The sequence below is a fragment of the Psychrobacter sp. 1Y4 genome (assembly GCF_051847555.1).
In genome coordinates, this window is sequence record NZ_JBPYDE010000017.1 from 16,964 (window position 1) to 37,608 (window position 20,645).

Below are 20,645 nucleotides of genomic sequence, written 5' to 3' on the forward strand. Positions count from 1 at the left end.
CTAGCATCTATAAGCACTTTGATAAATCTAGTAGTCCTAGAACTGGACACGGCCACCTTTGACTTCAGCTTGCTTGAAAGCTGCTCGCGCTTCGCAGCGTTTTAACCAATTTAATATATTGGCGTATTTTACTTTGTCGAGCCCACTTCCTGCATTGGTAGCGACGACCACAAGATGCATCTGAATGTCTGCAGCACTAAAAGCTTCACCTGCAAACCAATGATTGTGCTGTAGTTGCTGCTCCATCATATTTAGCATCGTTGTCAGACTATCACTAATCATATTGTTTTCGACTTGCTTACGAATACTCTTGCTCACAGGCTTGATAAGCATTGGTGATTTTTCGACCACTTTGGTAAATACCAAACGCATGACCAACAGCGGCATGATTGATGCTTCAGCAAAGTGTAGCCAAAAAGTATAAGACTCCCATGCCTCTTCATTGTCATCAGTAGGTTTAAGATGTTGTTCTTTATCATAATGTTTGAGTAAATACTCAATGATAAATCCTGATTCGACCAGCGCACGCCCGTTCACCTCCAAGATAGGAGTATGACCAAGTGGATGAATTTTCTTTAAACTTTCAGGCGCACGGTAAGCTTTAGTACGCTCATAACAAGTCAGCTGATAATCAGCGTTTAGTTCTTCCAAAAGCCATATGATACGAAACGAGCGCGAGTTCTCTAAATGATGCAGATGTAACATGGATTCACCCTAATGATAGTTGGTAAGTTAAGCAAAGCAACTTATTAATGCTATTGATGATAGCGCACTTAGCCATGCTTTAATACAGTCATATCATTCAAAAACAGTCAAAATTAATGACTGGATAATGCGTTTTATATCTCGTATCTTTGCGGTTTTATCTTGAATATAGCTGATCGATTTTATCCGATATCTTATTCATTTTGGATTGATAACGTCTAATTTTGCGAAACCGATGTGCAGCCAATACGCCTTTGATACGGCGATTCTTTAAACGGCGACGTGGTGGAAAACTGCCAACTTGTGGCTCATTGTAGCCATGTAGACGGTCTTCACGTTTGCGCGCCATATAACCCAGTGCGCTATCAGCAATCATAATCAGCAGTGCGATAAAAATCATACTGTACATTAGTATAGAGCCACCATCATGTAAGTTACGATCTAAAATTGCGATTGAAAATATGAACAAGAATATTGGCTCAAGGTAGCACAAAGTCCCAAATAGTGAGACAGGCAACTTTTGACTCGCTACCATCGTTAGTGACATCGCAGCGGTGCTGATAATACCTAATAAAGGCAGTAGATACCAAAGCTTGTGATTAGTAATTGCTACTTCAAAACCGCCATTCATATATAGTGCAACCAGTACCACCGGTAACAACAATACAAGGTCTGAGATCAGACCAGTGATAGGCGGTACTGCCAGCTTGCGACGTAGTAAATAGTAAGGAGGATAACCCAAGCAAACAAATAAAGTCGCCCAAGATATTGCCCCGTATTGAAAAATATCATAAGCAATACCTGCGCCTGCAAAAAGTATCGCAGCCCATTGCAGCAAGCTCATGTCTTCATTGTAAAAAAACCTACCAACAACGATCATAATCATCGGATATAGGAAATAACCCAACGTTACCTCAAGCCCCAAGCCATTGACTGGCGCCCACATAAATATCCAGATTTGCGCGCCTAAAATCGGTGTGGGTAGTATAAACAAAAACCACTCTTTTGCGTTTTTTAGTGTTTTTAGATAATCAAAAATGTGCTGCCACTGCTTTAGTACGCTTACCAGCAACACCAGACTAAAAAACATTGTCAGCACGCGCCACGAAGCGACCTGCGTACCTGATAATGGTTGTAGCAGTAGGCCAAATAAGAACAGTAATGAGTATAAAAAATTTGCAGCAACAGCAGTGATTGTACCCTGCGAAGTTTGGTTAATAGTCAGCATCACAACAGCCTTTAACGATTGGGGCACATCCATGGCAATTTTTAAAAAAAACAAAAGCCTCAGACGAGAACGTCTGAGGCTTTTGTATATAAGATCGTCGCGCAATCTAAGTTGAACGCTTTTGATGTGTTCGGCTTACATCATGGTCGGCATTATGTCAAAGTCAAACCATATAAGCAATATGTCTACTTAACTGGGCCGTCAATTTACCTATTAATTTCTGGCAAACACTTACTTTACATCTAATCGCTCTATTTTTCGCTGCATTTTATCTATTTTGCTTTGATACTTTCTAATTCTACGAAAACGATGGGCTGTCAGCACACCGTTTATACGGCGGTCTATCAGACGGCGACGCGGAGGGAAGCCGACCACTTGTGGCTCGTTATAGCCATGAAGTCGGTTGTCACGGCGACGCGTTACGTAACCCAAACTACTTTCTAAAATCATGAAAATTAACGCCAAAGTAATCATACCATACATAAATAAAGAGCCGCCTTCATGAAGACTTTGACCCAATATCGTGATAGAAAATACAAACAATAGCATAGGCTCAAGATAGCTGAGCGCGCCAAACAACGAAACAGGCAATTTACTACTAGCAACCATAGAGAGCGACATCGCTAGAGCACTAAACGCGCCAAGTAATGGTAACAGATACCAAAACTTACTGGTCTGCATCGCCATACTAAAGCCACCGCTAACATAAAGCATGATTAACACCACAGGCGCCAATAAAGTAAGATCAGACAATAAACCAGTCACTGGCGGTACCGCCAATTTACGTCGTAGTAGGTAATATGGCGGATAACCCAAACACGCAAACAAGGTGACCCATGATATCGAACCGTATTGAAATATATCATAACCAACCCCTATCGCTGCAGATAGTGCGGCTACCCATTGTAGGATACTCATATGTTCGTGATAAAAAAAGCGCCCAACTACTATCATGATGAGTGGCAATAAAAAATAGCCCAAAGTAACATCAAGACCGTAGCCGTTGACAGGCCCCCACATAAACAGCCAAATCTGTCCGCCGAGTATTGGTGTTGGTAGTAGAAATAATAACCAATCTTTGGGCGTTTTTAGCGTTTTTAAATAATCAAAGACATGTTGCCACTGCTTGGTAAGACTAACCAATAATACTAGACTCAATAACATCATCAGCACGCGCCATGATGCGACCTGTGTACCTGACAAGGGCATCATAAATAACCCAAACAAGAACATGAACGCAAATAAAAAACTTGATGTTACCGATGCAACGGTTCCTTGAAAAGTTTGATTGGTAGTGAGCATAACAGACGCCTTAAAAAATAGAACTTTATGGGCATAATTTATAAACAACTTAAAACATCAAAAAATGAAGAAACAAACAAAAGCCTCCAACAATAATGTCAGAGGCTTTTTTGTAGCAAAGTTACGAAGAACTAAACTAAAAAGCTATTCAATCAGACATTCATTTCGCTTACTCTTCATCGATAACGTCATTGCTATTATTTGCTGTACTGTCATCCAATTTATGATCATTTGCAATATCAATAGACTCGCTTATGTCAGTATTCGCGGCATTGTCAGTTGAGCCACTTGTGTTTACTTGCTCTTCTGACTCAAACGTTCCATCCTGTTTCATCGCATCAATCAGCTCATTGTCGCTCTCTTCGTTTTCAACACGTGCCATCGCCACCAGTTTTTCATCTTTAGACAACCGAATGAGTGTGACGCCTTGAGTATTACGACCTGCACTTGCAACATGTTCTACTGGTGTACGTACAAGCGTGCCTTTGTCTGAAATTAGGATAATATCATCTTCAGGCTCAACCTTGGTGGCACGTACTAAAGCGCCATTACGTTGACTGGTCTTGATAGCGATGACACCGCCGCCACCACGGTTTTGAGTGTTAAACTCATCAATAAAGGTACGCTTACCAAAGCCGTTTTCACAGGCAATCAGGATTTCGCGTACGTCATCTTCGATAACGACTAATGATTTGATAAACTCATCATCAGCGAGACGCATACCACGGACGCCCTTCGCCGTACGACCCATCGAGCGTGCATCGTTTTCATCAAAACGAATGGCTTTACCACTTGAGGCAAACAGCATAACATCTTGGCTACCATTGGTAATGCGTGCGCTGACCAATTTGTCACCATCTTCTAAAACAACAGCAATCAGACCATTAGAGCGAATGCTGGCAAATTGCTCTAGCTCTACCCGCTTCACTGTACCATTGGCTGTGGCAAAGAATACAAAATGACCCGTTACCTCGGACGTGGTCTGCGGTATTGGTAAAATAGTTGTTACCGTTTCGTCGCCATTTAGACCAATCAGATTGACTAGTGGACGACCGCGAGAGCCGCGACTGGCAATAGGCACTTCAAAACCACGTAAACTAAAAACACGTCCAGTATCAGTAAAACACAGTACCGTTGCATGCGTTGAGGTCACGACTAAATGATCAATCACATCATCTTCTTTCATCACGGTTGCAGACTTGCCTTTACCGCCACGTTTTTGCGCGACATAATCATCAATAGGCTGAGTCTTGGCGTAGCCTGTACGTGAGACAGTCATGACGACGGTTTGTTCAGGAATAAGATCTTCACGGTTAAAATCAGTACGTGAGTCAATAATATCGGTACGTCGCTCATCCCCAAAATTATCACGAATCTCAATCATCTCGTTGGAGATAATAGTCATAAGCTTATCAAAATCACCAAGAATAGATTCTAAATGAGCGATTTCACGCAATAAGTCTTGGTATTCTTCGGTCAATTTATCCTGTTCAAGGCCCGTCAAACGATGCAGTTGCATGTCTAAGATGGCATTGACCTGCTCTAGTGACAAGCGGTAGCGTTGTTCACCTGCGGTTGTGCCATCAATAAGACCAAACGGCGCTTTAGGATCTTCGCCTTCGATATATTCAGGACGGACTGATTGACTGCCAGCGGCTGTCAGCATCGCAACCACACTACCTGAGCCCCAAGTGTTGTTTAACAAGCTTTCACGTGCCAAACCGCGATTAGCAGAGGCTTTAATAGTCGCAATGATTTCGTCAATATTGGCTAAAGCGACAGTCAAACCTTCAAGCAAATGACCACGTACGCGCGCTTTATTTAGCTCATAAATAGTACGGCGGGTGACGACTTCTTGACGGTGACGCACAAAAGCGGCAATCAGTTGACGCAAAGTCAGTAATTTTGGCTGACCATTGTCAAGTGCCACCATATTAATACTAAAGCTAGACTCAAGCGGCGTTTGAAGAAATAGATTGTTGACGATAACTTCAGCCGTTTCACCGCGGCGTAAGTCGATGGCGATGCGCATGCCTTCTTTGTCAGACTCATCACGAATCTCAGTAATGCCTTCGATTTTTTTATCACGCACCAGCTCAGCAATACGTTCAATGAGCTTAGCTTTATTGGCTTGATACGGCACTTCAGTGAAGACGATACGCTCGCGATCACGATTGACACCTGTGTCACTCATCGGCTCGATATGATAGCGACCCCGTATATGCAGACGACCTTTACCCGTACGATAAGCATCTAAAATACCCGCACGACCATAAATGATACCGCCCGTCGGGAAGTCAGGGCCTGAGATATGACTCATCAGCTCCTCGCCTGATACTTGCGGGTTTTCAGCATAAGCTAGGCAGGCATTAATCACCTCAGTCAGGTTGTGCGGCGCCATATTGGTCGCCATACCGACCGCAATGCCTGTTGCACCATTGACCAATAAATTAGGAATACGCGCTGGCATCACGCTTGGCATGCGCTCAGAGCCGTCGTAGTTGTCTTCCCAATCGACCGTGTCTTTATCCAAATCAGCGAGCATCTGGTGGGTCAGTTTGGTCATACGTACTTCGGTATAACGCATCGCTGCCGGAGGATCATCATCAATCGAGCCAAAGTTACCTTGACCGTCAACCATTGGATAGCGCAAGCTGAAATCCTGCGCCATACGTACGATAGCATCATAGACCGCACTATCACCATGTGGATGATACTTACCGATGACGTCACCGACCACACGTGCTGATTTTTTATAGGGCTTGTTATAATCGTTTGATAGCACGTGCATGGCGTACATCACGCGGCGGTGTACAGGCTTGAACCCATCACGCACATCAGGCAGCGCACGCGAGACGATCACGCTCATCGCATAATCCAGATAGGACTGCTTTAGTTCATCTACGATGCCAATAGGACTGACCGATTCGCTCATATACACTCCTTCACTCACATTATTTTTCTAATATTTGACTCAGTTGGAGACGCTCACAATCATACAAAAATAAAGGCGCATAAAAGCGTCAATATTAATGAGAAACAGACTATAAAAAAGCACCATCAAGCGGGTAAAATAGTAGGAAAACGGTGATAGTTTTAAGGTTGAATAAAAGAAGCTATTTTAGCACAAATTTGCTGATTTAGGGACATTTCACGGTCATTAAAATCTAGTAAAAATGCTGATTGAGCGTGCGTAGTAGTATTTATTTTTTACCGATAAAACAAAAAAAACTGCACCAGAGTATATGCAGTTTTTAGGCGTTGTTATTATTATCTGTTCAACGCCTACGTACGAACAATTTTATTACGTGCGTCCTCTTATGATTGTCTAAAGTTCTGTTCAAAAAACTCACGCGCAGCTTGGGTACAAGAGGTACTGGTCAATCCGCCATGATAGCTGGCCAGTACCGCAGCACCTGCTGCTTGCGCTAGTAAATCTGGGTTGGTGACTCCTACTGACTGCGCATCTGCAATAGCTTGATTTTGAACTGCCGTCAAAGTCGTGGCAAATCTATTTTGGATATTATCGATTGTATCTGTATTCATCCAAGCATTGCTCATAGCAGCACTGCCGATTGATGTCACTGTGTTTTGATTACGATCATCGTCATTGGTTGCGTCCACATCTAATACAGTAATGTTTAGATTGGCAGCTGGACTCATGCTTGCTTGTTGCAATATAGCCGACATCGAACCAGTATTTAGGTCATAGTATACGGTTGGGTCTTGATTACCACCGCACAATAAGGTTGGCATTTTAGGTATGTAGCCGCGTAGATCATTGGCTTTTAGGGCTTTACGTAAGTTATCTTGTGGACTGTCTGCTGGAAGCGCACCCGTTCCAGCAAGAAGGCTATCAGGGTTTTGCAGCGCGTCGGCTACGTACATGGTGCGAAAATCCGTTTTGATCAAATAATTATCATCCGCAAACCCTAAGAACGCAAAAGGGACAGTCGGTGGCGGTAACATATCAAGTGTAGGGTTGTTTTGGGGATTATTTTCAAACAATGCGTTATCTGGCAGCTTGTTAGCCGCTACCAGCTCTCCAAAGCTCAATAAGCTTGGTAGCTGAGTGTTTGAATAGTTTGTCGTAAAGATATCTGTGCTATTTCGATAGATGTTTTTATACTTTTTTTGCAAGCCAGTTGCCAGTAGCGGTGCAAACCGAGTTGCGCCAATATTGACGTTGCCTGAAAATATAGTATCGCCAAAAGCAGCTAATGCATACGGCCCTGATGATGGCGCTATCGCTGTCACAGATTTGCCTTGTTGCTCCAATAGCCTTGCTGCGGCCATGGCCACATAGCCACCTTGCGAATAACCACTAATAAACAGTTCACCAGAGTCGTCGATATTGATGTACTTAGTATCCTTGCTACGCTGCTGCTTTTTGATTATCACACGTGCGCTATCTAAGGCATCGACCATATCAGTTGACTGTTGATCTGCCACTAGGTAAGGATGATAATCAAGCTCAGAATCATCATAGCCTGCATAGTTGGGCGCGACCACGATATAACCTTGCGCCGCAAAATTTGCTGCTATAAGGGTTGCCTCTGATCCTGCTGAATTTTGCGGATTACCTACTTGACTAAAATCATAGGCTTTGTCAGTAGTGGTGCCATGCGCATAGAGCAATACAGGTCGGTCGCCCTGACAGTCGGCACTATCACCACTTGGTAACATCAATGCCGCCGTTGCATTCGTACGCTCGCCTGCTGCCCCCACTGTTGGATAGCTGACTTTTTCTACTTTGATGTCACACTTTGCCGCAGGTGTTGCAGTGTTCTCCAGACCAAAACCACCATCTATCTGGGCCTTATCAAATGCGTTAACAGCTTGAACAGATGTAATATACTCAGTAGTGATCGTGGTGTCATCGTCTCCGCAGCCGGCCATCAATAGTAAACTACTTGCTACGGCGACTGATAGCACACCTCGCACCATAATTGGTTTGGTTGATTTTGTTAGGATACTAATAGAGCTTGTTTGCTGAACATCCATAGCATTAACTGGAGCGATCTTGCTGTCTTTATTAAGATTGGATTCAAATTTAGACATAATTGCTATCCTTAGCAGTGATAAAACGAAAATTGTCAGACATCCTTGGCAGTTGACCAAAACCTACTTTATATAAAAATAACATGACCATTGTTATCTCTTACACCTTACTGTTTATACCGTAAACTGTGATGAAAAGCTACCGAAAACCATGTAATCTGCTGTCATATAACTATTTGTTAGTTGCCCATATCTGATGCGTGCATACAGACTAAAATGTGACGTTAATGGATAAAATTACGGTTATGGTAGACAAAAAATTTCTACTCGTTACACTACCCTTTTATATTATAAGTCCTTGTTATAATCTTTCTTATTAATCCCTATAAAATAGGCATTTATCGTTATGGATATCATCCTTGTTATCGTCTGGATTTTGGCTATGATACTGTACAGCTTTTCTAGTGATTATGCTGTCAGCTTTCCAAGCCATCATTATCGCGCGCTACCCTTTGTGCGCTGGGGCTCACTACTGATTGCGATGGTATTATCTGGTTACTTAGCACAAGCCTATCAAGACAATTTACAAAACAATGGTATTTGGGTATTTATCGTCGTGGTGTTTGTCATTATTACCTTAGCAAAACTGGTATTCAAATGGGTAATTAATAGACGACGATAAAGCCAATGATCATTGCTATATCTATAAAACATTATCTTCTACCTCCATAAACAGCAGACTCAAAAGTAATGATAAATGACGACAACCAATTGACAGCACTAGACGATAAACGTACCGACCGCAGTTTTGATGCGATTGCCGATCATTTTGAAAAAAAGGTATATGGTGGTTTAAAGGGTGATATTCGTCTGGCTGTCTTACGCCGTGATATCTTTGGTTATGTCGAACAATTTAGCCATCTGCTCAAGCGACCATTGCGTATTTTAGATGTAGGCGCTGGGCTTGCTCAGATTGCAACAGAACTTGCTATTCAAGGCCATACAGTCGTCATTAATGACATATCTGCTAATATGATCGACAAAGCCAGAACGAATGCAGAGCAAACTGGTAAAGACCTAGATATCACATGGTATGTCTGTCCATATCAGGCACTTGAAGCTAAATTAGGAACAGGTAAACTAACGACAGATTCTACAGATAAGTTTGATGTCATACTGTGTCATGCACTACTTGAGTGGCTTGCAGACCCAAAAGCGGTAATGGACTTCTTCGATAAGCATCTTGCGACTGATGGTATTTTGTCATTGTGTTTTTACAATCCGGCAAGCTTTGACTATCGAAACTTGATCATGGGTAATTTTAATTTGCTCGATACCTTACTTGATAAGGCTGACTACCAAGCAGATAACAATAGAAGTTTGACGCCCAATTATCCTGTTGCCAAGCAAGAAGTTGAGTCATGGTTACAACAACATGAGTATCAAATCGTATTAGAAAGTGGTCTGCGCGTGTTTCATGACTATGCACCATTAAAGCGTGGCGGGCATACCGACCCTGACGCAGTCATTAGAATGGAGCTACGCTACTCGCAGCAAGAGCCTTATAAGTGGCTTGGCCGTTATCTGCATATAATGGCCACTCGCAAAACTTAATTTTAATAGCCGTTTTGTCGTAGCCCTTTTATTGCCTTGAAAATATTGTTGCATTGGAATATTGATCAGTATCAATTACGCTCTTATTTCTTAATCTATAAATGATCTATCGTATTCTGACCAAGTCGTGGCATTAATCTCTTTTTCATCGAATACAACCACATGCTCTAGCAAAGGTAAAATGCCAATATGCGTTCCAATCTCATGATTGTGATGGCTTGCGACTAAGGATAAAACCGTCTGTCCATCATCGAGTTGCAAACGATATAGATAGTTGGCACCGCGAAACACACGTCCAACGACTAATGCCGTCTGCGTACTGTCATCATCGTGAATGATATCATCAGGACGCACCAACACTTTGATCGGCGTGCCATTAGGATAGTCATACTCGCAATACTGCGGCTGGCCCAGTTCATCGTAAACTTCCATACGTCGATAGATATCACCAAGCGCGGTCTCGACATGTCCCTCTTTAATGATGCCATCTATCATGGCTCCTTCACCAACAAACTCAGCAACGAACGGACTAACTGGCTCATGGTATAGCTCACTTGGCGTGGCCCACTGTACCAGCTTACCTCTGTGCATCACCCCTACTTTGTCTGCAATTGCAAAGGCTTCATTTTGATCATGAGTCACCAGTATCGCTGTGGTGTTGGTACGTTTAAGAATATCACGTACATTCATCGCCAGTGATTCGCGCAGTACTACATCAAGATTAGAAAAGGGCTCATCAAGTAACAATAATTGGGGCTTGGGCGCTAAGGCACGTGCTAAAGCAACTCGCTGCTGCTGACCGCCTGAAAGCTCACTTGGACGCTTGTTGGCATGCTCAGTTAACTCAACCAGATTCAACATCTCAGTCACGCGTGCTTTTTTGTCAGCGACTGACCAACTATTTAGACCAAAAGCAATATTTTTTGCCACACTTAGGTGACCAAACAATGCATAGTCCTGAAATACCATGCCCATGCCGCGCTTAGCAGGTGCAACGGCAAAAGATGTACGTGCTGTCTGCTCTGTTAGGCGCTGACCATTCAAGCTAATAAAGCCTTGGCGCGTAGGCTCTAGCCCAGCGATGGCACGTAATGCTGTGGTTTTACCGCAGCCACTATAGCCTAAAAAGCAACCAATCTCACCTTGCTGCAGCGTTAAAGACATCTTATCAACGACAGTGGTATCATCATAACCGACGACTAAGCCTCTCACACTAAGATAAGGCTTATCATGCGTCTCCGCTGATTCATAGTGCTTGGACTGCGGCATAATAACCGCACAGGTAGAGGCTTGCCGAGTATTGGTAGGCATGACTTTTTTGCCAATAGATTTTGGTTTGGAGTGATCTGTTCGGTCTGCTGAGTCTTTGATCAGGTCAGTATGCATAGATGTTACCAATGAGCGATAGAGATAAAATAAGTAATACGATAAAAGCAACAATGAATGTCAATTGAACATAGCTATATATAGTACGCTACAAGACATAGTACGTTAAATCTACTATATCGTCATTCTGATTTAACGTACTATGACTACGCTAGCTATTTTTGTCACTTTGACGTAGCAATATCCATACTGGAATCAGTCCGACAAGTACGATAAGTAAGCTTGGCAACGCAGCCCTTGCCCACATCCCCTCACTAGTCATCTCAAACACACGTACTGCCAGCGTATCCCAGCCTTGACGCCGTGTCATAAGTGTAATCGGCATCTCTTTCATGACTTCTACAAAACCCATTAATAGTGCAGTCAACATACCTGGTTTGAGTATCGGCAATACCACCTGACGCCAGCGCTGTAATGGACTGTCACTGAGCAACTTTGCAGCCGCCTCTTGATTGACCGTCAAACGCTGTAGCTGACGGTCGATAGGTTGGAAGCTGACCGTCATAAAACGGGTTGAGAGCGCAAGTAGCATGACAATAACACTTCCTGATAGCACTTGCTTTGAGGTGACTCCGATAGCGATCAGTTGATTATCAACCCAAGCAATCGGAATAAAAACCCCTACAGCTAGTACTGTGCCTGGTACGACATAACCTAAATTGGCTAAAGTGGTCATCAGCTTCGTTGTTTTGTCAGAATACTGACGTTTAATCCATGCAACGATGATAGCAAGCAAAGCAATAAGTAGCGTCGTCATACTGGCAATCATCAAACTATTGGTTACAAAATCGATATAACGTGCATCGAAATCTTGACGAAAATTCGTCGCTGTCCAATAGAACAGTTGTAAAAATGGTATGAGAAAGGCAATTGAAAATACGAGCGTACACAGCAGCGTCATTGTAAGCTTTGCAGGTGTACTGGCCTCTAAACGGCGATTGCTCCCTTGAGTGACTGCATTGCCACGTCTTGCTTGCCAATACTGCTCAAACAATACCACAATAAATACCACACCGATCAATAAAGCGGCCAATTGCGCTGCCGTGGTTAAACTAAAAAACCCAAACCATGCTTTATAAATAGCCGTAGTAAAGGTATCGACGTTAAACACCGAGACGGCACCAAAATCTGCCAAAGTCTCCATCGTCGCTAACAACAGCCCACCGATAATCCAAGGCAGCGCTTGCGGTAGAGCCAAGCGAAACAACACTCGACTGCGGCTAAGCCCCAGCATCTGACCTGCTTCTATCGCACGCCGACCTTGAGATAAAAACGCTTGCCTTGCCAGCAGATATACATAAGGATAAAACGCCAGTGACAATATTAGCCCAGCACCCCAGACATTACGTACTGAGGGTATCACGGTGCTAATCCCCAAATCCCGTAGTCCCGTCTGTAACGGTCCACTAAAATCAACCATTCCCACTGTCACAAACGCTAGCACATAAGCTGGCATGGCTAAGGGCAGCATTAGCGCCCACGAAAAAAACCGCTGTCCTGGGAAGCGGTACATGCTCGTTATCCATGCCAACGTCGTACCAATACTGCCAGCAATAACGGTCACCATAAGCAGTAAGATGGCCGTATTTTTGAGGACTTGCGGTAGCACATAATCTGTCATATGCGACCAGATATCTGCAACTGGCTGCGTCCAAGCAAAAAGAACAATTAAAATTGGGATGAGCATAAACGACGAAATCAGCCCTAAGACTGATTTTGAAATAATACGCTTACCGACTATACGCTCTTGACGAATAACACGAGTGTCACTGGCAGGGCTATCTTTGACAGTACTGTCTTCACTAGCAGACGCTTTTGTCATTGTCATAATATAGATATTACCCTGTCAGACGCTTATAAACTAAACCCAGCAACCGATTATTTATAACCTGCTTTATCCATCATCTGGATCGCTTGTGTTTGTAGTTCGCCAAATTTTTGCACATTGATATCGTCTTGTTTGAACGTGCCCCACGATCTGAGCATGTCTGACTCATCAACGCCTTCTTTTACTGGATACTCTTTGTCTGAGCTGGCATAAATACCTTGAGCTTCATCAGAGGACAACCACTCTATTAGTTTAAGCGCACCATCTGGATTGTCTGAGTTGGTGGTCACACCAGCGCCAGAGATATTTACATGTGTGCCTGTTGTATCTTGGTTTGCCCAAAATATCTCGACAGGGAAGTCAGGCTTTTCATCAAGTATACGGCCATAGTAATAACTGTTAGCAATACCAACTTCACATTGACCTGCAGCGATGGCTTCTAACATGCTGGTATCATCACTAAATACGTCAGTCGCTAGATTATCGACCCATCCACGAATAACCTCTTCTGTCTTTTCTTCGCCCAAATGCTCCATCATACTGGCGACAAGCGATTGGTTATAGACCTTTTTAGAGGTACGCAAGCACAGTTTACCTTTCCACTTTGGATCAGCCAAATCTGCATACGTTGATAACTCATCAGCACTGACTTTGTTTGGATCATAAAATATCGTGCGTGCACGCAGCGACAGACCTGTCCACTGACCTTTTGGATCTCGGTATTTAGCAGGAACATTGCTTTCAAGTACCGTAGAAGCCACTGGCTGCAATAATCCTTGCTGCGCAGCTTGCCATAAGTTCCCAGCATCGACCGTCAATAACATGTCGGCCGGTGTGTTCTGACCTTCAGCTTGCAAGCGTGCCATTAATGGACCTGTCTTATCAGTAACCAGCTCGATTTTTACGCCTGTCTCTTCGGTATATTTATCTAACAATGGCTTAATAAGCTGCTCGTTACGTGACGAATAAATCGTCACCACTTGATCATCACCTGCAGTCGCCACGGTACTATCATTACTGGCCTCTTCAGTGGTCGGCGTTTGCGTCTCTGCGTCTTCAGCTGGAGTAGATGCGTTATTACAACCCACTAGACCCATCATCATGCCAAAGACAGCAACAGATAAGGTAGCCTTAACAGGGCGAGTTAGCGACAGACGTTCAGCAACCGCGTTCGATGACATGGTCTTCTCCATAATAGTATAAAAGATAAATGAGATAGTTTAGATGATAAGCAATTAGGTAGGCGTTTATACTGCTAAAACAATGATAAAAACCAGAAACAATATACTAATAGAAATGAGATTAATTATCAATACATTATTTCGACTGGTTTTGCCCCCAAAAAGTACAGTTTATAGAGAGTTTTATTCTATTCATTTTATATTAGCCATTGCCCCAAAATCACGTTTACAGCAGCTTCTGTGCGTAAGATTCGAGGGCCTATATTTACCGCTTTGCATCCCTGCTTACATAGCAGTTCAATCTCATAATCAACCCAGCCCCCTTCAGCTCCGATGCAAACCACATCTGGCCGCTGAACTCTTGCAGAAGATATAGACTCTACAGGCAGTTGTTGTAGATATTGCGAAAAGGCCAGATCGCTATAAGGATGAGCGATTATAGCGTCATGAGTAATCAGACTGGGCAGCTGATCTTCGACGAACGGTTTAAAACGTTTTTGTAAAGAAATGCGCGGCGCTATCGTATCGACCCCTTGCTGCAAACCTTCTAATACAAATTCATTAAGCCGCATCAGTAGCGGACTTTGCCAATAGCTCTTTTGAGTACGGTAACTATTAATCAGAATAATATGACAAACACCCAATGCGGTCATGTCCATGATCAAGCGCCGTAGTACTTTAGGCCGTGGCAATGCCAAAATCACAGTAACCTCTAATTTGGCTGGCGACGGAGTATCGAGCTGTACCTCACGTAGCTGTATGTTACTAGGTGACATATCGTCAATAACTGCTGTACCAAGATTGCCACCAAGCTGACCGATTTTGAGCGTCGCACCAACTGGTAGCTTTAATACCTTATTGATGTGTTCGATTTGTACAGGCGAGTTAATCTGTGCATAAGGCGGTGCAATATCAGATGCAGGCAACAAAATACAATTCATAGAGCAGATCGCTTAATAAAAATAAGAGTGAACGACGATTAGAGATATGGCTGGTCGGCCTGAGGATACACGCTAGAAAACTTTTCAATTGTCTCTTCTATCATCGCTAGTTGTCGGGTCAATACTGCCTGCTCCTGAATGGTCATCTGCTTACCTGCCTGTCCCGCTTTTCTGGCAATCTCTAAATGACGCAGCCAAAACTGTAGCTGTTGATATATCATCTCATCATCGCTTGTAGAGTCGTTTATTAGATGCTCGTCACTGCCGATTGCTTGATAAAAATGGTTGTTTGGTTGATATAAAGCACCAGCACCTGCCAGCTTATCTACGACGCTCTGACATGACTGGGTATACTGTCCCATAAGTACTGGCGTGCCCACACTCATAGGCTCCACAGGATTATGGCCGCCGATATCAACGATAGAACCACCAACAAGCGCTACATCTGCTTGTGCATACCATCGCATCAGCTCGCCCATACTATCAGCCAGATAAACCTGCGTTTTTGTAGTGATGTCTTCGTCTTGACTACGCCTTGCCATTTGCAAACCTGTTTCGTTAATGAGCGCAGCCACCTCATCAAAGCGCTCAGGGTGTCTGGGTACGATGATAAGTAGGGCCGTAGACAGCTCCGCTATATCCAATAGTTGCTGGTGTAGCGCTAATGCCATACTTTCTTCACCGCTATGAGTGCTCGCTGCTATCCAAACTGGACGGTCTACAAACTGCGAATCAGACAGATTCGACAACTCATTAATAGCGCCATCTTCTTTGACTTTATTAGTCGCTAGTTTGGAATCAGTGACGTTTTTGGAATTGGTAGTTTTAGGCGTATTGATGACCCATTTAAGTGAGCCTGCAACGCGTATCTGCGCACTATCTGCTTCCAACTGCCGGAAGCGTTTAGCAGAGTCGCTATCTTGCGCGATGATTAAACTGAGGTTTTGCATCATGCTAGCACTTACGGCGCTTATCTTTTGATAGCGGTTAAAAGATGCCGCTGATAGTCGTCCATTTACCAGAATACTAGGAATGTCTTTTTGCGATAAAGTGGCTAAAATATTTGCCCATAATTCAGTTTCGACAAACAACGCAGCGACAGGCTGTACATGCGCCAAAAATGTCTCGATAACGGCGGGCGTATCTACTGGCACATAACTGTGACTCATCCGACCTTGAGCAATCTCCTCAGCAAAACGACTGGCACCGCGCGCATAACCCGTCTGTGTGGTATTGGTTAGCCATATATTATAGCCTTGTGCCAATAGAGCATCGAGCAAGGGCGCGACTGTATTGGTCTCTCCTAACGAGACGGCATGACACCAAATTGTTTTGTCATTACAAGTGTCGCTTGATACCGGACGCGGTGGATACTGCTTGCCAAAGCGCTGCGCAACTTCTTGTTGATAGTTGTCACGACTGCGCGAACGACGCCAAACTTGAATGCGATACAATGGCTTTAGTAGCGTGATAGCAAGCTGATAATACCAAGGTGGCATGCGAGTGGCGCGTTTGATTGGCGCAGTACTACTTAACGCACAGTTATCTAGCGAATGGTTATCCAGCGTATCGTTATCAAAATCTTTTTGAGCCGCTAATGGCTCAGATTCAGTAGACGGTGGTACAGAAGGTGATGGCATGGAGAAGCCCAGTTTTGTGATAGATAAAATGACAAGTTAGACAGTCAACCGTTGATAAATTTTACCGTAAATCATGAAAAAGCCATACAACTTAGTGACTAAGTGCGCAGAAAATGTGCGCAGAAAATCGTATGGTCTACTAATTACCGTCTTATGGTATCGTTAAATAGCTAGTCTAAAACCTTACAACGCGATAAGTGAGTGCTTGATTGTTATATAAATACAATGAGCAATATTGCACCAAGCACCACTACTCCTACCAACACTTGATAACGCTTAATACTATGCTGCTCTTGCTTTTGCGATGTGATTAATGTTTGAGCTTGTTGCCACTTAGCCACCAGATCTGCTGCTTCTGTATGTCCATTTTTAGCCGCTTCCTCCAACCAATATTGACCGCTACTCACCTCTTGCGGCACGCCGATACCTTGATAGTACATCTTACTAAGTAAGCGCTGGGCACGAACATCTTTACTGTTCGCCGCTTGTTTAACCCAGTCAGTCCCTACTACTTTGCTGGCTTCTGCATCCGCTATTTGCCCTTCACCTAGTAACTCGTACATAGCCAAGCGTAACATCGCAGTGGTATTACCAGATTCGGCAGAATTTTGCAGACGTATTAGTGCTTGCTGCCGTGCTGCCTGATGGTGCTCTGAAAACGTCACTTGGTCACGCGGCTTATTTTGCCGCGCAATATGGTGCTCGAATTGATCCAGTATTTTGCACGCTTGCAGATAGTCATCGTGGCCAGTAGCTTGTGGCACCTCAATCTCATCTAACTCTATAAGTAACTGAGTAAATATTTCTGGCGTTATAGAGACCTTTAAGGGGCTAACAGTTTGCAGTTGGGTGGTAGTCGCACTGAAATTAGTAGGCATTTCAGATATTTTAGGTTTGACACTCGCTGCTACATCGACTATTGAAGGCACAGCTTGCTGTGCTACGGCTAGCTTGGTAACAGGAATTTCTCTATGTTCGGTAGCTTGGACTGGTAGCCGTTGGCTTTGAAAATTTTCATCATCAATCAATCTGGGATTAACATCTACTGATTCAGAATAATGCTCTACATTTGGTTCAGCTGTAACACTCTCATCAATACCATTATTTTTTGGTAGTCGCGCACTTACCGCTTGATACAATCCGCTAGCAACTTGCCCACCTTGTACCGCCTGAAACTGCCGATCAATATACCCAAATAGACGCAGGCCCATGGGCTCTAACGCAAAAAATATATCTGCACTATCATTAGAGTTATTACTATATACCACAGCCATGGATTGATAAAAATCCTCTGCAATCAACGGTAGCGTATCAAAATGCTTTTTTAGTTCAAACTGTTCATACCAATGTGGTTCACTTTGCCACTGACGCGCCAGCACTCGCCCTGCATAAAATGCTAAAAACAGTAATAAGTTGCGATAGCGCTCATCAGCCAGCAGTGCAACCTCGCCTAAGCCCTCAGACTGGTCTTTTGCCTTTGTAATATCACGGCGTATCTGCAAAATCAGCGTGTCTACTCGCTGTAAGCTGGCGAGCGATTCATCTAATTGACACTCATGCAGCTGCTTTTCATAAGCGATACCCCCTGCGATAGGACGATCTGCTATAAAATCTTGCCAGTAGCCTTCCGCCATATAACCAAGTGACGTTTTAGGGATCTTAGCTAAAGTAGCGTTTGGCGTAGCAAGCATGGAATGGGCATATCCTCTGAATAAAAATCACAAATGGCATTACTAGATTAGGCATCGGTTATACAAATCAGTTATACAAAGACGGTAACGACTACAATAAAGGACTAAACAGACGCACTACGTTATCGAATAAACGTTCAGAATCGCGACGCTGCTGCCACTCTTTTAGACTTAAAAATCGGCAGCTTTGCAAATAAGCATCTTGGCAGTCAGCGACTTGAGCAACCATTTCAGGTGTATATATCGCCAAACTTACTTCCATATTTAAATAGAAGCTACGCATATCGATGTTCACTGTACCAAACAGGCAATAATCATCATCAATAACTACCGTTTTAGCATGTAATAGTCCACCTTGGAACAATGCAATCTTTACGCCAGCTTCAAGCAGTTCTTGATAATACGCTTGTGACGCATGCTGCACCAAAAACGAATCCACCTTTTCTGGAATAATTAAAGTCACATCGACACCGCGCTTTGCTGCTGTTTCTAATGCTCCTGACAGCGCTTCATCTGGTACAAAGTAAGGCGTCGTAATTTGAATACGCTTATTGGCGCGGTGAATAATAGTCACTAAGGTATTATAAATGACATGAGCGGTCACCTGCGGCGCTGAAGGAATGAGCTGTGCAACAACATCATCAACCACAGGCATTTGCGGTATCGCAATCGACTTTGAGCCTGGTACAGTAGGTATATAACTATCCACATCATCAACGAGCACCTGAATTCGGCTGTTAATATCATTGATGGTCGGATTCAATACATACAACTTACGAGTATAGCTATTTACCCGCTTATCTAATGCATCTAGATTGTCATTGTTCTCAGCACCGATATCAGTAATGACAACTTTAGCCATGGCCGTAGCTATGCTAATTGGCTGCTGACCAACGCTGCGCATCATCACATCAACCCACTGACCAACACCTTTGTCTTGTTTAAAAAACTTGGGATCCACCAAATTAAAACTACCGGTATAACCGATATATTCGTCGATTACCACAATCTTACGATGATTACGCAAATCAGAGCGCTTAAATAATGTCTTAAACAACCCTACCGGTAGTGACTGGTGTACGAACACGCCTGCTCGCTCTAACGCTCGATGCTCAGAGCTATTAAAAAAGCTAAAACTGCCGACACTGTCTATTAATATATGACACTCTACCCCGCGTTTGGCGGCAGCAGCTAGAGACTTCAGCACATCTAGGACTTGGCCTTTGGGGTAGATAATATAAAACTCTATAAGAATGGTGCGCTTAGCATTATCGATATCGCTAATCAGATGATTAAAAAACGCTCTAGATGAAGTTAGCAGTTGCATCCTATGTCCAGCGTACACGCCAAACCCTGTCCAGCGTGTACCGATACGACTCACGCCCCGATAGTTAATCGGCAACAAATCCTGTCCTTGATCAAACACCATCCGCTCACGTGCTGCTATGTCGTTCATTAGCAAGCTTGCTTGATCCACACGCTGCCGATAACGACGACCGATCATCGGTTCGCCGACTAGAATATAAGCTATAAACCCAAACACTGGCAGGGTGTATAGAACCGCTATCCAGGCAATCGCCACTCCAATATTGCGCTGTACCGAGACCACACGCAAAGTCATGATCACCATTAATATGATGTGTAATAGCAGTCCTAACCCTGCAAAGCTACCCCAAGACCACGATGCAAGGTGCTGCTCAGTCGCTAAAGATTCTATAACTGCCTCCCTCACCCTACGCAGAACAAAATATGGATAGAAAACATTGATAATTGATATCTACGGCTTGGTAGTATAGTAGTTTTTTATTATCAAACAATAGATAAAGGCAACAAGCCGTCTTTAACGAATGCAGCTTATCAGATCATCTCACTCTCGTATTATAATAGCACCCTTGCTTAATACATATTTATCCAAGATTCTTTGATTGCTCATTCTTATAAACTACTATCACCATAGCTTATGTTTACAGTCTATTTTGGATTATTTGAAATTTTTATAAAATACTATTTGACAGGCAGATGTAAATCTATATAATACACACCCACAGAGCGGGTGATTAGCTCAGTTGGTAGAGCGTCTGCCTTACACGCAGAATGTCGGCGGTTCGAATCCGTCATCACCCACCAC

Annotated in this window: 14 protein-coding genes and 1 tRNA gene; 3 read left to right on the forward strand and 12 right to left on the reverse strand. The window is 43.5% G+C overall.

What is annotated here, in order from left to right:
• Positions 1–36 precede the first annotated feature (36 nt).
• The 5 genes from ACS8FC_RS12705 to ACS8FC_RS12725 form a co-directional block, all read right to left on the reverse strand.
• Positions 37–705, reverse strand: a complete 669-nt coding sequence (locus ACS8FC_RS12705; protein WP_299216445.1) for a glutathione S-transferase — start codon at positions 703–705, stop codon at positions 37–39.
• 157 nt (positions 706–862) lie between these two features.
• Positions 863–1,933, reverse strand: coding sequence for an EamA family transporter RarD (gene rarD, locus ACS8FC_RS12710; RefSeq protein WP_299216448.1), 1,071 nt, complete (start codon positions 1,931–1,933; stop codon positions 863–865).
• Between the two features lie 231 nt (positions 1,934–2,164).
• Positions 2,165–3,235, reverse strand: coding sequence for an EamA family transporter RarD (gene rarD / locus ACS8FC_RS12715; RefSeq protein ID WP_299216451.1), 1,071 nt, complete (start codon positions 3,233–3,235; stop codon positions 2,165–2,167).
• Positions 3,236–3,404: 169 nt separating this feature from the next.
• Positions 3,405–6,170 carry a DNA gyrase subunit A gene (gene gyrA, locus ACS8FC_RS12720; RefSeq protein ID WP_439297064.1) on the reverse strand — a complete coding sequence of 922 codons (2,766 nt, stop codon included), beginning with the start codon at positions 6,168–6,170 and terminating at the stop codon, positions 3,405–3,407.
• 383 nt (positions 6,171–6,553) lie between these two features.
• Positions 6,554–8,296 carry an alpha/beta hydrolase family protein gene (locus ACS8FC_RS12725; protein WP_439260631.1) on the reverse strand — a complete coding sequence of 581 codons (1,743 nt, stop codon included), beginning with the start codon at positions 8,294–8,296 and terminating at the stop codon, positions 6,554–6,556.
• Between the two features lie 346 nt (positions 8,297–8,642).
• Here ACS8FC_RS12725 and ACS8FC_RS12730 point away from each other — a divergent pair, with 346 nt between their 5' ends.
• Positions 8,643–8,918 (forward strand): hypothetical protein, encoded by a 276-nt coding sequence (locus tag ACS8FC_RS12730; RefSeq protein ID WP_299216460.1) that lies wholly within the window; start codon positions 8,643–8,645, stop codon positions 8,916–8,918.
• 68 nt (positions 8,919–8,986) lie between these two features.
• Positions 8,987–9,850 carry a methyltransferase domain-containing protein gene (locus tag ACS8FC_RS12735; protein ID WP_439260630.1) on the forward strand — a complete coding sequence of 288 codons (864 nt, stop codon included), beginning with the start codon at positions 8,987–8,989 and terminating at the stop codon, positions 9,848–9,850.
• A gap of 90 nt (positions 9,851–9,940) precedes the next feature.
• Here the strand turns inward: ACS8FC_RS12735 and ACS8FC_RS12740 are convergent, their stop codons facing one another.
• The 7 genes from ACS8FC_RS12740 to ACS8FC_RS12770 form a co-directional block, all read right to left on the reverse strand.
• A complete protein-coding gene (locus ACS8FC_RS12740; protein ID WP_439297070.1) occupies positions 9,941–11,119 on the reverse strand; it encodes an ABC transporter ATP-binding protein in 1,179 nt (392 codons plus the stop codon).
• A 268-nt stretch (positions 11,120–11,387) separates the two neighbouring features.
• Positions 11,388–13,064, reverse strand: a complete 1,677-nt coding sequence (locus ACS8FC_RS12745; protein WP_439297065.1) for an ABC transporter permease — start codon at positions 13,062–13,064, stop codon at positions 11,388–11,390.
• A gap of 50 nt (positions 13,065–13,114) precedes the next feature.
• Entirely contained in the window at positions 13,115–14,245 is a 1,131-nt protein-coding gene (locus ACS8FC_RS12750) for a Fe(3+) ABC transporter substrate-binding protein (RefSeq protein WP_439260628.1), read from the reverse strand.
• A gap of 197 nt (positions 14,246–14,442) precedes the next feature.
• On the reverse strand, positions 14,443–15,186 hold the full coding sequence (locus ACS8FC_RS12755; protein ID WP_439297066.1) for a 16S rRNA (uracil(1498)-N(3))-methyltransferase: 744 nt from the start codon (positions 15,184–15,186) through the stop codon (positions 14,443–14,445).
• Between the two features lie 38 nt (positions 15,187–15,224).
• Positions 15,225–16,826, reverse strand: coding sequence for a 3-deoxy-D-manno-octulosonic acid transferase (locus ACS8FC_RS12760; protein WP_439260626.1), 1,602 nt, complete (start codon positions 16,824–16,826; stop codon positions 15,225–15,227).
• Positions 16,827–17,038: 212 nt separating this feature from the next.
• A complete protein-coding gene (locus ACS8FC_RS12765; RefSeq protein ID WP_439297067.1) occupies positions 17,039–18,517 on the reverse strand; it encodes a tetratricopeptide repeat protein in 1,479 nt (492 codons plus the stop codon).
• Positions 18,518–18,608: 91 nt separating this feature from the next.
• Positions 18,609–20,249, reverse strand: a complete 1,641-nt coding sequence (locus ACS8FC_RS12770; RefSeq protein ID WP_439297068.1) for a cardiolipin synthase — start codon at positions 20,247–20,249, stop codon at positions 18,609–18,611.
• A gap of 319 nt (positions 20,250–20,568) precedes the next feature.
• Here ACS8FC_RS12770 and ACS8FC_RS12775 point away from each other — a divergent pair.
• A tRNA-Val gene (locus ACS8FC_RS12775) sits at positions 20,569–20,644 on the forward strand.
• The last annotated feature ends 1 nt before the right edge of the window (position 20,645 follow it).